This window comes from Photobacterium makurazakiensis (assembly GCF_050336715.1).
Taxonomy (GTDB): Bacteria; Pseudomonadota; Gammaproteobacteria; order Enterobacterales; family Vibrionaceae; genus Photobacterium; species Photobacterium makurazakiensis.
In genome coordinates, this window is the sequence record NZ_JAKJSJ010000016.1 from 36,311 (window position 1) to 50,436 (window position 14,126).

The following is a 14,126-nucleotide window of genomic DNA, read 5'->3' on the forward strand; positions in this document are numbered from 1 at the left end:
CAAAAAGCCCCGCTTTATCGAGATAAAGCGGGGCTTTTTAATGCTGATTTTAATTATGCTTTCAGCGGCGCTTTCACGTTATAGAACAACGCGAACAGCACAGGTACAACAATCAAAGTCAGTACCGTTGCAAAGCCAAGGCCAGCCATAATAGTAATAGCCAGTGAATCAAAGAAGGCATCGAACACCAACGGGATCATACCCAGTACCGTGGTCAATGCTGCCATACTTACCGGACGCACACGACTGATAGCACTATCGACAATGGCATCATATGGCACCTTGCCCGATTCCAGCTCGATGTTGATCTGATCCAGCAGCACAATACCGTTCTTCAAAATCATCCCGCTTAAGCTCAATAACCCCAATAACGCAGTAAAACTAAACGGTACTTGAGTAACTAATAAACCGATAGAAACACCAATGATTGACAACGGTACGGTTGCCCAAATCACCAAAGGCTTTTTCAATGAGTTAAACAGCAACATGGTAATAATGAACATTAGCAGGTAGCCCATTGGCATTGAGCCCATCATACCTTCTTGCGCTTCTTTCGACGATTCATACTCACCACCCCATTCAATGCTGTAGCCCTCAGGAAGTGGCAGTGCATCAACTTTGGGCTGGACACGTGCGAACAAGGTCGCGGCAGTATCATCACCCAGTACGTTATGGTCGGCTAATACCGTTAGCGTACGTTTACGGTCTCGGCGCTGAATTAGCGGCTCGGTCCACGCTAAATCTACACCATCAATGACCTGCTCAATGGGTACATAAGCCTGCTGTACAGGGCTCCACAATTTGAGGTTCTTCAGGGTGTCGTAATCAACTCGTTCAACTTCAGGCAAACGAGCAATAACAGGTAACGAGTGTGTTCCGTCACGCATCACACCAATAGTGCTACCGCCATAAGCCATCTGCAATGTATTCGACAAGTCTTCTTTTGAGATCCCCAAACGTCGTGCTTTCGACTCGTTGAACTGCGGAACCAGATCTTTGGTACGCTCACGCCAGTCATGGCGTACATTGCGTGATTCCGGATCTTGCAGCAGGACATCTTCCACCTCCAGCGCAATATCGCGTAAAACTTGAGGGTCCGGCCCCATGATCCGCGCTTCTATCTTCGACGCTGGTGATGGGCCAAACTCCATCAGCTTAAATTGGAATGTCGGCTGATCGAACTCAACGGCTAACGTATCATCCAGCTGATTCAACAAAGCAAACATGTTGTCACGACTGCTAGTACGCACCTGAAGCTGAGCGTACGCCTCGTAGCTTTTCTCTGGCTGGTATGTCAATGAAAATCGCTGCATGCCCTGACCAACAGAGGTGGTCACGAATTCCACGTTATCTTGGCGGCGAATGTAACTTTCAACCTTATCGGTTTGTTTAATCGTCTCACGAATATCGGTACCTTCTGGCATCCACATATCAACATAGAACATCGGTGTGTTCGACGGTGGGAAGAACGACTGTTTCACCTGACCAAATGCGACGATTGAACCAACCAGTAATACCAACATCGCAGTCATGGTTAACCAACGGAAGCGCAATGCGAATTTCAGCAAGCTACCAAATACAACGAATAACACGCCTTTATAAGGGTCTTCCTCTACTTGGTTATCTGTTCTCTCGGGCTCATCTTTTAACAGTAAATTAGCTAAAAACGGTGTAATTGTTAGGGCTGTCACCCAGCTTAAGAACAAGGAGTAGCACAGCACCCAGAACAACGAGCCCATGAACTCACCACTGGCATCCGAGGATAAACCAATGGGTGCAAAAGCCGTGATAGCAATAACAGTCGCCCCCAATAACGGCCACTGGGTTTGCTTAACAATATCCACCGAGGCTTGAACCTTGGTACGGCCTTTTTTCAGCCCAACCAAAATACCTTCAACCACGACGATGGCATTATCCACCAACATACCCAGTGCAATAATGAGGGCACCGAGTGAAATACGGTGCAACTCGATATTATTCCACTTCATCAATATGAAGGTGCCAAATACAGTTAGCAGCAGTACCGTACCGATGATGATGCCGCTACGCAGTCCCATGGCAAACAGCAGTACGACAATAACAATCGCAACCGCCTGCCCCAGACTCACAATAAAATCTTTAACTGACTTATCAACTTCTTGCGCTTGATTATAAAAGTAGTCGAGCGAAATACCTGCAGGCTTAACACTTTCAAGCTCGGCAAGGCGTGCCTCGACGCGCTGGCCTACCTCGACCACGTTTACACCAGCAGAAAAAGAAATCGCAAGGTTGATGGCTGGTTCACCATTGTAAGTGACGATATTCGTTGGTTTCTCTTGAATACCACGACTGATAGTCGCAACATCCTTCAGGCGGATAAGGTTACCCGTATCACGACCATGAATAACCAGGTTTTCTAACTCTTCAACGCTGCTCATGTTGCCATTCGGTCGAATCGTCAGCATCTGCCCATTGATCATCATCTCACCAGAGGCGATAACACTGTTTTGCTGGTTCAATAAACCCGCCACAGTGTTCATGTCAAGGTTCAATGCCGCCATTCGATCAATAGAGATCTCAACAAAAACCTGTTCTTGTTGATCGCCAGCAACACTCACCTTGCCCACACCGTCAACCAGATCTAACTCGCGGGTTAAGTAATCAGCATATTGCTTCAGTTCGATATAGGAATAACCTTCTCCCGTCATCATAATCATGACGCCAAACACATCACCAAAATCATCGATGACTTGGACGGAGGTCACTCCAGCCGGAAGCGTCGGGCGTAAGTCGTCGACCTTGCGACGCATCTCATCCCAAATTTGAGGTAACTCATCGGGACCATAGATCATCTCCATACTGACCATCATTTGGGTCATGCCTGACGATGACGTTGACGTTACCTTATCAATATACGGTAATTGCCTTACTGCCTTCTCCAGTGGATACGTCAGCTCTTCTTCCACTTCTGTAGACGTCGCACCAGGGTAAGTCGCAATAATCATGGCGTCTTTAAGGGTAAACGCTGGATCTTCCAAGCGCCCCAAATCTAAAAACGATGTCACACCGCCGACAGCCAGAATGGCAATAAATAGCCAGCTGATCACTTTATTTTTAATTGAATACTCGGCAATGCTCACCGTATTGTCTCCACCGCTAATCCTGCAAAATCAAACTCAATATCTAACGCTTTATCTTGCGCTATGAGCCCCAGCCCCTGACTCGAAGTCATCGCTCTATCAGGAGATACTTTTATTTCAATACCTGGCACTTTTACACCAATTAATTGCCACACTAAAAACTGCCCCAGCTCACTAAAAAAAAGCACTCCTGAAACCGTCATTACGATCATGACTATCCAGCGTAATAGTGCTTGTTTGTGTCTGAATACAGCCCGTTTCACTGCGCAATACCTGCGTTATCAGCAGACCGATGAATAGGAGAAACCATCATATTTTGACGTAGTTTTCGTAGGTTCGACGTAACCAACACATCACCTAAATCGACACCGCTACTCACAATCGCACCTTGGTTATTAACTTGCTCGATGGCAACTTCCACTCGTGCAACCTGATCATCGGTAACTTTCCAAACATAAAACTGGCCATGTGCTCTGCCAGCTTCTAATGCAATCATTGGTAATTGATACCCTTGCAACGTACTTAAACCAGCTTCAGCCATATTGACGTTCAGCGATACACTGGTACCCGGTAAAATAGTTGATGTCAGTTGCGGCATTTCAAACCATACCCGATAGGTTTGCGTTTGAGGTTCAAGCTCACTGGTATGTTTTAGATAACGAACAGGAAAGGCTTCGCTATCTGAACCAAACTGCGCCAATGGCTGATAGCCCTGTACCTGTTGTTGTGGATTTATCATCGCGATAACGGTATCTGATACAGGAATGTTGATGTAGACCTTGTCATCCTGATAGAGGCTAAGCACCGCTTCTCCCGGTGTTACTGCCTCATACGACTCTTTTGGTACATCAGAAATAATTCCGTCAAATGGCGCGATTAAGCGGGTATACCCCAAACGTGCATTGGCAGAATCAAACGCGACTTTCGTTAACCGCTGGTTAGCGGTTAGTTCGTCAAATTCAGCCTTCGAAATCATTTTCTTGCCGTATAACTCACGACCACGCTCAAGTTGTTTTGCTGCAAGGCCATACTGCACTTTTGCATCACGCTGTTGCTGTTCGAATTTGTCAGCATCCAGCACCGCAAGCAACTGCCCCTTCTTGACCACTTGCCCAGTACGAACCATAACGCCTTTCAACTCGCCTTCAACCCGAAAGGCTAATGGCGTATTCTCAGCAGCTTCAACCTGTCCATTAAAGATTCTATATTGACTATCGATAGGGTCAGAAACGGTAAGGGTAGAAACAGCTAATGGTTTTTGTTCAAATTCCGTCGGCGGCTCCTGACACCCTTGCAGTAAAGCTACGGATAGGGCAATAACAAACATTTTCTTCATCATAGTTAGATACCACCCTCTCGTTCCCAAGCACGCACTTGTTGGCCTGGGTATAAATCTTTGGCACCGGCAATCACAATAATTGTTCCTTGCGATAATCCACTGATGACATTGCCTTTTTCATCTAGCGCTACGTCGAGAGCTTCAATGACTGAGGTCGCTGGATTAAATTGCCACACCGTGCCACGGTCATCGTGTTTATTGACCCATGCCCCTTCAGGTAAAGGTAACGCCGACGCAACATGCTGTTTTGCAAAATGCACCTGACCTGCCATCCCCGACAACACATTCAAATTATCAGGCCGCTGAATAGTGACTTTTGCGGTATAGGTGTTGGTATCACGATCGGGTTGAGTTGACAGCTCTTTAAGCTGAGCCGCTATCGGCGTATCAGAAAAGTTATCCATGACGACCCAAGACTGCGTCGCTTTAATCATTTCAATGTTCACTTGTTCAACAAACGTCACAGGCAAGTTAAATGAGATATCAAGGCTGTCGACATTTTGAATATTCAAAATGGGTTGGTTAGCCCCAACAAACTGATGTTGGTTGACCAAGCGAAGTGACACAACCCCATCAAAAGGTGCCTTGATCAAGGTATGCTCTAAGTCTGTTTTTGCCTGTTCAATATTTGCTATCGCAGCCTCATAGCTCGTTTCATTGCGATCAAATTGATCGGTACTAATCAATTTTTTCGCATATAACTGTTGAGCTCGTTCAAATTGGCTTTTTGCTAGCTCAAGTTCAGCAAATTTCGCATCAAACGCTAAACGATAATCCTTATCATCGAGTTTCGCCAACACCTGCCCTTTACCGACTTTCTGGCCAACATTGACCAACATTTTTTCAATTTCGCCTGACACTTGAAATGATAATTGAGCTCGCTGAGACGCTTCAGCCTGGCCGGGAAACTCATTGCTTTCTTGTGTCGCAACAACCGGTATTTCATACAGTTTTACCGGTTTAATAACTTCAGTAGCTGGCTCTGAATTTGCCTGATTACACCCAGCAAGAATGCTACCCAACAGCACAATGGCGGCTAATTTAGCAAACGGGGTTAGTGAGGGCTGCTGTCCTTTCACTGACATTTCTCTCTTTGGTATTTATTACACACCTGTGCAGTATATGTTGATTTAATCGAAGATCAAGTATATTTTACAACTGGACAATAAAGGTTTTCTGTGAGCACAGAGATGACGACAAAACGATTTTCTGGTACAAAAGGCGGTAGGGGATTAAACCAAGATAATGATGACTGAAAGAAAACAAGGCCGCCGCAGCGCACAGGCCGCCGAAGAAACTAAGCTGCTAATAATGGGAACTGCCGCCGAGATGTTTTGTGAACTCGGTTACGAACGGGTATCGCTACGAAATATCAGCGAACGTGCTGGGGTTTCCCATAGTTTGATCCGCCATCACTTTGGCAGTAAAGAAAAAATTTGGCACAGCATTAGCGACTGCCTGCATGTCTACTTTTTATCGTACATGTACAAACTTCTGGAAAGTATCCCAGCTAATTTACCGAGCAATATTATTCTATATCGGTTTATTACCATGTTGCTGGCTCAACAATTGGTTCATCAAAAGCCCATCCAGCTGATCACCGATGGGGTTAGGCAAGGCGATGAGCTAATGGACTATTTCTTCGATAGCAAAGGTGAACTTGAAACTTTCGTTAACCAACTCGTAGATACCTTCCATAAAGATTTTCCAGAATCATCCATAAATGTCTGGGAAATGAAGTGGCAGATGATGATCTTTGCCAGTGGTGCAGTAAACCTAAAGCCTTTTTTACTTGATACTTGGCAGCACGATAAGGCAAATCACGAGCAGTGTTTGCTTAACCACTGGGAGCTGTTTAACCAAAACATGGCTATTCGTCTTAACATCACTCCTGAGCAAATGCTTCACCCCGAAAAATTGAACGACATTTTGATTGAACTACCTTGTGAATGGGGTTGCAACAAAGAGCGCTAACATTCTCCTCCCACAATAGTAAAAGTGAACCCAGCATAGCCTGTTCACTTTTACTCTTTCATTTCAAGTATTCACATTGACCTTTCTATATTGCCTTCCTGTACTTTTAAATTAGATTTTTTACTCTAATGAAAATGCATACAATTTCTCTGCATTCCTAACGGATGTTCGTACCCCAAAAAGTGAAACTAGCGTCCACCTTTGGTACAAAGGGTCTCTTTACCGACCATCACTAACAAGTTAGAGAGACCTTTTTTTTCATTAAGTTAACTAAAATTATAGACTTAAAGTTGCCTAACACATTACTGAACAGCTTGTTGTTATCACATTACGTAATTACATACCTTTGCAAAGAACAGCGACATGAATCCAGTTTGAGCGATTTAACATAAACACCCCTCCAGCTTTGTAATACATTCAGTCTAAATTGCCCAGTTATATGGATATAGCGAGATGCAAGGAATGAATAAAGAACGACTGTTTGAAATGTCACAGCAGTTGCATACCATTACGAGCCACCATGACATTGAGTCTTGGTTTAGTGAGCTAAAACAAGAGATACCCTTTATTTTTAGCATTATGGGGCATATTTCAGAACACAAAAATAACGAGCCTATCTGTATCGACTTCCCCTCGGACAAGGTCAACGCCTGCTTTCAGAACAACAATCTAACCAGCGATCCGTTATTTGCTTCGTTATTACAAAACAACCACCCCATATCCGCACTGCTGGATCCGATCACTCACCCTTCTTATGGTAAACGCCTCGTGATTGCAGGAAGGCAGCGCCAATCAGAGCTCTCTATGTTGATGCTGTCTTTCGGCGACCGACAACCCTCTGATGATGAAGTCAATGCCCTTTTTTTACTCGCGCCTCACCTCTACCTAACGCTCAACAATATTTCCAAGCCTCCAGTAGAAGCAAATAGCCGACTTAACGCTACGATTACAGCTCGAGAAAAAGAATTACTTCATTGGCTAAAAATCGGTAAAAGTAATTGGGAGATGGGTCAAGTAATGGGGATCAGCGAACGCACAGTGAAGTATCATTTACACAATATCTACACCAAATTTGGCGTCAGTAATCGCACACATGCTGTCGCTAGAGCATTAGAGTTAGAATGGCATTGACACTTCAGGCGTTTTCGAACATAGAAAAGCGCACCTCATTTCATCCTTCAAGGTGCGCATTTTCCCTATTAATGAAATAGATTAACTTGCTGTTACCGCGTGGGCTTGTTCCACCCCTTTTGCATTACGCATTGTCAGTGCCAATAACGCAGGTAACAGCAACAGATCAATTATCAAGGCTATTACGATCGTAATAGCCGTCATCAGTCCCATATCTGCATTCATTTTGAAACTGCTGGTTGCTAACACGAAAAAGCCAACACTTAATACCAGGGTTGTACCAATGATCGCCACACCTGTTTCTTTCACCGCTGCAACAATGGCTTCTTGCTCATTTTGACCCGCTTTCTTCTCTGCATAGTAGCGATACAACAAATGAATAGTGTCATCTACCACAATCCCCAACGTCATGCTCGCAACCACCGAGAGACTTAAACCGACTTCACCGACCATCAAACCCCAGGCACCAAACGCAATGGCTGCCGGTAAAATGTTGGGCAAGATACTAATCAAGCCTAAACGCACAGAACGCAGCACCACACCAATTAACAGCGAGATAATAACCAATGCCACCACTGAAGCTGTGAGCATACTGACATTATTACGATAACCAATATGGGCAAACATGATGTCAGGGCTCACCCCAGGGCTAACCTGATCAGCACCAAATTGATTCAACAACTGCTGGCGTAATGTACTTTCTAATGCCACTAACTGATTAGATGACATTTTTCGTGCAGTCACAACAACGCGCAGCTCTTGTTTGTCTAGGGCCACCTGGTTGCTCAACGTCAGGCCATAGGGCAACGACATATCGTATAGCAGCAAAGTTTGCGCCGATAATTCAGGATCACTCGGCAATTGATAATAATTGGGATCATCTTGATGCAGGCTACTGTTCAAGCGCTTCATGATGTCAGTGAGCGCTTGCACGTGATATACCCCATCAACCTGCCGAGCCGCTTGCACAAACGTATCTAAATGCTGCAAGAAAGCTGGTGATGTGACGGTTTCACCAACAGGCGGACGAATGGCATATTGGATGCTCGCAACCCCTGTTAGATTGGCGTAAGTAAAGTCATTGGCCTGACGCACCGCATAAGAATCATCAAAATACTCAAATAAGGTGTCATCAATATTATTATTGACCAAATTAACAGCAACGGCACCGCTGATGGTAATTACGCCTACCGCCATGAGTTTTGCATGATGCATTGAAAACTTTGCAATGGTTGCTAACGGACGCTGCAAGCGACTCGGCCTAGCCTTTACCGTTTTACGTTGCGGCAAAATTGACAATACGGCTGGTGAGAAGCTCAATGTCAACAACATCGCCCACAGCACCCCCATCGCGGTAATATTACCTAAGTCATTAAACGGAGGAGAGTCGCTGAAATTCATCGAAAGAAAACCAACTGCCGTCGTAACGCTGGTTAAAATAATGGGGAGCCGATGTACACGAAGAGAATACGCAATGGCTTCATGTTTCAGTTTACCCTCTGACTGCGCTTTTCTGACACCTTGTAAAAAGTGAATACAGTCAGCCACCGCCATCGTTAGAATTATTAAAGGGGCTGATGCTGATGGGGATGTAATCGCGATACCTAACCAACCCGCTCCACCTAAAGCCAAAATAATCGATGCGATAATGGTCAGGGTAACGAGCAAGGTACTCCACACACTTCGCAAGAATATTCCAGTACCGAGAATAATGAGTAGCAAGGCCAAAGGTACCAAACTGCCCATATCACGCTGCGAAGCCTCACCAAATGCGTCGTTTTGCATGACTTGGCCCGTCAAGTAAAACGTCATCTCAGGGTAACTTTGCTGTGCTTCTGCAATTATATCTTGCCAAAACTGCGCCACTTCTCTGACTTCTTCGGCTTGACTATTGCCTGGCAAATTCACTAATACATTAATTGCCGTTGCCTGACCATCTACCGCGAGGATACGGTTTACAAGCTCAGGCTGTTGCATGGCATAAGCTTTCTTTTCCTCAAGGGATTGGGTAAGTGCATGCTCTGAAGTTACTACAGATGCAGGAAAGAAATCCTCCACCAGCAATTCGTCCCCATCTGCACGGGTATACTGATAATTAACTAACGAATCCACCCGGTATGAATGCGGTGTTTGCCAAGCTTTATCAGTTAAGGCCGCGACTGCCTTCAATACGTCAGCCTGAAATACATCACCTTGCCGAGGTGTGATCACAACCAACACACTGTCGTTACTACTGTATTTGTCTTCTATACGCTCAAAGGCGATTAAATCAGGGTTGCTATCACTGAAAAACACTTTGTAGTCATTCACAAAAGTGAGTTTACCCATGCCGACAAACGCCACTGCTAATATCACCAGCCACATGCCGATGATCAGCAGCGGCTTCCAGCCGCGATGAGGTTGTTTGGTTTCTGTTTTCATTCCGTCCATCCTTGGATATTACTGTTGCATCGCCAGTACAGTTTGGCGATGTTTAAGGCATCATCAATGTGTAATAACCTACGTGTGGGGGCATCTATCGTGCTCTCCATATCCATAATTATCTCCTAGCACTAACGTTATATATTTGTTGTCTGTCTATGCTAAGAAATTGCCTATTAGTTTTAACCTGCCCGTTTATCTGTTTCACCTGACCAATTGGACAGGTGTAACAGCTTTTCTAACCTCATACACTGTGCCAATACGCGGTTAGCCCCACGAAGCCAAGGAATGCCTCATGACACGTAGTCCCCTTACCATTGTTCGATCTCCTGTCGATCATTATTGCCGCCTAATTTTGACAGCCAGTATCGTCATCACAGCGAGCATGGTGATCAATGTTAATGCCTCCTCGGCTACGTCAAATAAAACCAACACTCTTCTTCCTGTTTTCTCAAGTACGGTGATAACCCAAGAAGGCTTATCGGCTGAACAAAAAGGCTTGGTTATTGCGACAGAAATGGTCAATCGTGATACCGGCTACCAAAGCTACGCATCACAAGTCACTATGGATATCATTGCGGCAAATGGGGACAGCGCACACCGTGAATTAACCATCAAAGGGCAAGAGCAAAGCGAGGATGGTGATAGGATCATTACGGCATTTCAGGCTCCGCGTGATATAGCAGGTACCACACTACTCACCTACAGCCATGCCATCGAAGCCGATGACCAATGGCTCTACTTGCCGTCGATTAAACGGGTTAAGCGTATTTCCTCAAATAACCGTTCAGGACCGTTTATGGGCAGTGAATTTGCCTATGAAGATATGAGTTCGTGGGAGCTCGATAAATATCGCTACGTATTTATCGATACGCGCAGTGAAGGAGGGAAGCAATATTGGGTCATTGCCTGCTATCCACAATATGCCAATTCAGGTTATACAAAAATTATTGCATGGATTGATCAGACGATCTTTCAACCTCGAAAAATTGAATATTTCGACCGTAAGAATAGCCCTCTAAAAGTGCTGACACTGACAGACTTCCAGCAATACCAACAACAGTATTGGCGAGCCCATGTAGCAACCATGGTCAACTTGCAAAATCAGCGTACAACCCGTTTAACATGGCATAACTTTGAGCTTGGCTTACCACTAAACTCCCGACAGTTCGAGCCAAACCAACTTCGTTTTGCTTATCAGCGCCAATAAACAGATCTCACACCGTTCAAACGAGCAAGTTCTAGCACTATCTATGGATCCAGTCAGACCATGAAATGGCACCGCATACTCCAGAAAATATTTCACATAACAAAGTACAGTGGAATAATGCTGAGTTTAACCACCGCATTTGCTTGCCATGCGAACTCAGCAATAGACGGCTATACCTCACTTAATCTCAGCATGTTTGCCGATGATCCCACCTACTCCGCTCAATGCTGCCAGCATTTCAATGCCGACATCGTTATGTACCCTCGTTACCAGTATTGGCATAACAATGGCGTTAGCGTGGCTATATCGCCTTATCTACGTTGGGACACTCAAGCTGAAACAATGTTTGCGAATATACGTGAAGCCAACATTGGTTACCAAGGAGGACAACAAGCGGTTACCTTTGGTATAGGTGAAGTGTATTGGGGGGTCACCGAAGTTTACCAGCCCGTTAATATCGTAAATCAATATGATGGACGTTTAGCACTGGGCTATGAAGACAAAATGGGCCAACCCATGGTGCACTATCAATATTGGCCAACTTGGGGTGAAGTCCACCTTTTCTTATTACCCTTTCATCAAGTACGGGCCTTTCGTGAACCCGAACAACGCTTATCACTGGGTAAACCCGTAAGCAACAACGCAGTATATGCAGCAGGAAAACAAGCCCTCGATGTCGCGGCTCGCCTTACTTATTGGCACGATACGCTGGACATTGCTTTTAGCATCTTTCAAGGTAATAGCCGTGAACCTTTCTTGCAAGAGACCCCAGCCCAGTATCTTCAGCACTATGCCAATATCACCCAGCTGGGTGTTGAAGCCCAACACAGCAAAGACGATTTGTTATTAAAGTTGGAAGCTACTCATAAATGGGGGGAAGGGCGTCCCTACACCACGTTAGTCACAGGGTTTGAGTACGCATTTTATGGTTTTGCACATTCTAATGGACAAATAGGACTGATCACTGAATATACCTTTGACAACCGACAGACCAAAACTGGCAACTGGGTACCACCAACGATTTATAACAATGATGTATTTGTAGGGGTCCGTTGGCAAAGCAACTCTGTCAATGACACCGAAATGCTATTGTCAGGCTTAGTCGATCTTGAGAAAAACTCTCAGCTTTATAAGCTATCGGCATCACGTCGATTAAGTAACTATCTTAAATTTACTGTTGAAGGGTTTTGGTTAGCAGAAATGGCCACCACAGAGCCTATGGCATATTTACAGCAGGAAAGTTATGTTGAAATGGCTGTGGAATATTATTTTTAATCACTCACTTTAGTCTACATCGCGAAGTTATACTTCTGTAGCGTTATAGAAAAAAACAGCAAGTTACCCAGTCAAAGCAAGGTTGGTAAGCCAAGTAGCTACTCAAAAATGGTGAACATCAACTGTTCAAAGTAACTTGCCGAACGATTATTTGTAGTGATGGTTAAACTTTCAGGGAATTACAGCATGCAACTGAAATTTAACGGGGGTAAATATACATTTTCCTGATGACGAATGTGTGATCTATATCAATTCAGAATGGGGTTATTTGCTACCAAAAAGCTCAAACTGTAAGCAAATAATACACTCCATTTCCCTCTCTATACTTCGTTATATTTTCCTTCATATTTACCATCCAAAATACCTCCGCGAAAAAGCACTCTTCTATCATTTTGACCCTGCGCTACCTCCAATTTATTCCATATCCTAGTATCCCCTTCTATTTACAACGCGCTAAAATAACAGCACTAACCACCTACTAATGGACTCGGCATGTTAAGGATTGACTGCCAAGAAAGGCCACATTGGCGCGAGCAAGCCAAAGACTTCGGTTTCGGTTTTCACTCTATGTACGATGCGCCTTATTGGGATGAAACCGCTTATTACCAATTTACACTGGAACAAATTGAGCGTGATTTAGAAGACCCAACAGAAGAAATTCACCAAATGTGTCTCGATGTAGTTGATACCGTTGTGGCAGATGAATATTGGCTGCGGCGTTTCCAGATCCCCGAGACGATGTGGCAAGGTGTGCTTGATTCATGGCGCAGCCGCGAACCTTCGCTTTATTCTCGTCTTGATTTTGCCTATGACGGTACAGGCCATGCCAAGCTCTTTGAAAACAATGCCGACACGCCAACCTCGCTTTATGAAACAGGCTTTTGGCAATGGCTATGGTTAGAAGATAACGTTAAGAATGGTTCAATTCGACGAGATGCCGACCAATTCAATTTACTACAAGAGCTATTAATGGCTCGCTTCCATGAACTCTCATTAAAGCAGCCGGGGCAAACCCTGCATTTTTCTTGTTGCAAAGATACTGAAGAGGATCGCGGTACCGTGCAATACATGGAAGACTGTGCCAAGGAGGCAGGGCTTTCAACCAATTTTGTTTTTGTAGAGGATATCGGCTTAAACAGCAAAAATGAGTTTACTGATTTACAAAGTCGCCCTATTCGCTGGATGTTCAAGCTCTATCCATGGGAGTTTATGTTCAGGGAAGAGTATGCCCAGCATCTTGATGTTGCCAATGTTAACTGGCTTGAGCCCATGTGGAAATCAGTGCTGAGCAACAAAGCTTTACTTCCCCTGCTATGGAAAAAACACCAAGGTCACCCAAACCTATTACCAAGCTATTTCCCTGATGACCGAGCGCTCAGCCAGCTGAAAGATTATGTGATTAAACCTATTTTTGCCCGTGAAGGTGCCAATATTACGATTGTCGAAAAAGGACGACAGACGTTACGCGTTGACGGTCCATACGGCGATGAAGGTGTCATTTATCAAGCCTATCATCCATTGCCAAAATTCAACGACTACTACACGTTAATTGGCAGCTGGTTGGTCAATGACAAAGCCGGTGGGATCTCTATTCGTGAAGACAGCTCGCGGATCACTCAAGATATGTCACGCTATCTGCCACACATCATTCTCTAGT

General features: G+C 44.7%; 10 protein-coding genes. 5 read left to right on the forward strand and 5 right to left on the reverse strand.

Translation table 11 applies throughout. The features are described from left to right. Nucleotides 1-53: 53 nt before the first annotated feature. From L4D09_RS07985 to L4D09_RS08000, 4 genes are read right to left on the reverse strand one after another with little or no spacing between them, the layout of a single operon-like run. Nucleotides 54-3,119 (reverse strand): efflux RND transporter permease subunit, encoded by a 3,066-nt coding sequence (locus L4D09_RS07985; RefSeq protein ID WP_428456962.1) that lies wholly within the window; start codon nt 3,117-3,119, stop codon nt 54-56. Continuing rightward, a complete protein-coding gene (locus L4D09_RS07990; protein WP_428456963.1) occupies nt 3,116-3,331 on the reverse strand; it encodes a hypothetical protein in 216 nt (71 codons plus the stop codon). The genes L4D09_RS07985 and L4D09_RS07990 overlap by 4 nt, the downstream gene beginning before the upstream one ends. Nucleotides 3,332-3,378: 47 nt before the next feature. Beyond that, the gene (locus tag L4D09_RS07995) at nt 3,379-4,458 is read right to left on the reverse strand and encodes an efflux RND transporter periplasmic adaptor subunit (protein ID WP_428456964.1); all 1,080 of its coding nucleotides are present in this window, start codon (nt 4,456-4,458) and stop codon (nt 3,379-3,381) included. Nucleotides 4,459-4,460: 2 nt separating this feature from the next. Beyond that, nucleotides 4,461-5,543 carry an efflux RND transporter periplasmic adaptor subunit gene (locus L4D09_RS08000; protein ID WP_428456965.1) on the reverse strand — a complete coding sequence of 361 codons (1,083 nt, stop codon included), beginning with the start codon at nt 5,541-5,543 and terminating at the stop codon, nt 4,461-4,463. Between the two features lie 157 nt (nt 5,544-5,700). On the opposite strand from L4D09_RS08000, the gene L4D09_RS08005 reads away from it, so the two are divergent. Next, nucleotides 5,701-6,432 carry a TetR/AcrR family transcriptional regulator gene (locus L4D09_RS08005; protein ID WP_428457040.1) on the forward strand — a complete coding sequence of 244 codons (732 nt, stop codon included), beginning with the start codon at nt 5,701-5,703 and terminating at the stop codon, nt 6,430-6,432. 462 nt (nt 6,433-6,894) lie between these two features. After that, nucleotides 6,895-7,563 carry a helix-turn-helix transcriptional regulator gene (locus L4D09_RS08010; RefSeq protein ID WP_428456966.1) on the forward strand — a complete coding sequence of 223 codons (669 nt, stop codon included), beginning with the start codon at nt 6,895-6,897 and terminating at the stop codon, nt 7,561-7,563. An 81-nt stretch (nt 7,564-7,644) separates the two neighbouring features. On the opposite strand, the gene L4D09_RS08015 is transcribed toward L4D09_RS08010, so the two are convergent. Beyond that, a complete protein-coding gene (locus L4D09_RS08015) occupies nt 7,645-9,984 on the reverse strand; it encodes an efflux RND transporter permease subunit (RefSeq protein ID WP_428456967.1) in 2,340 nt (779 codons plus the stop codon). 385 nt (nt 9,985-10,369) lie between these two features. Between L4D09_RS08015 and L4D09_RS08020 the strand changes: the two genes are divergently transcribed. From L4D09_RS08020 to L4D09_RS08030, 3 genes are all read left to right on the forward strand, one after another. Then, nucleotides 10,370-11,194, forward strand: coding sequence for an outer membrane lipoprotein-sorting protein (locus L4D09_RS08020; RefSeq protein ID WP_428457041.1), 825 nt, complete (start codon nt 10,370-10,372; stop codon nt 11,192-11,194). Nucleotides 11,195-11,311: 117 nt separating this feature from the next. After that, nucleotides 11,312-12,469: a malate transporter gene (locus L4D09_RS08025; protein WP_428456968.1), complete on the forward strand. Its 1,158-nt coding sequence runs from the start codon at nt 11,312-11,314 to the stop codon at nt 12,467-12,469. A gap of 492 nt (nt 12,470-12,961) precedes the next feature. Beyond that, complete coding sequence (locus tag L4D09_RS08030) at nt 12,962-14,125, forward strand: glutathionylspermidine synthase family protein (protein WP_428456969.1); 1,164 nt, start codon at nt 12,962-12,964, stop codon at nt 14,123-14,125. Nucleotide 14,126: the final 1 nt, after the last annotated feature.

Excerpts from the sequence above, each read along its gene's own strand:
- L4D09_RS07990 (WP_428456963.1), bottom strand. The coding sequence starts at position 3,331 with ATGATCGTAATGACGGTTTCAGGAGTGCTTTTTTTTAGTGAGCTGGGG.
- L4D09_RS07995 (WP_428456964.1), bottom strand. The coding sequence starts at position 4,458 with ATGATGAAGAAAATGTTTGTTATTGCCCTATCCGTAGCTTTACTGCAA.
- L4D09_RS08000 (WP_428456965.1), bottom strand. The coding sequence starts at position 5,543 with ATGTCAGTGAAAGGACAGCAGCCCTCACTAACCCCGTTTGCTAAATTA.
- L4D09_RS08010 (WP_428456966.1), top strand. The coding sequence starts at position 6,895 with ATGAATAAAGAACGACTGTTTGAAATGTCACAGCAGTTGCATACCATT.
- L4D09_RS08015 (WP_428456967.1), bottom strand. The coding sequence starts at position 9,984 with ATGAAAACAGAAACCAAACAACCTCATCGCGGCTGGAAGCCGCTGCTG.
- L4D09_RS08020 (WP_428457041.1), top strand. The coding sequence starts at position 10,370 with ATGGTGATCAATGTTAATGCCTCCTCGGCTACGTCAAATAAAACCAAC.
- L4D09_RS08025 (WP_428456968.1), top strand. The coding sequence starts at position 11,312 with ATGCTGAGTTTAACCACCGCATTTGCTTGCCATGCGAACTCAGCAATA.
- L4D09_RS08030 (WP_428456969.1), top strand. The coding sequence starts at position 12,962 with ATGTTAAGGATTGACTGCCAAGAAAGGCCACATTGGCGCGAGCAAGCC.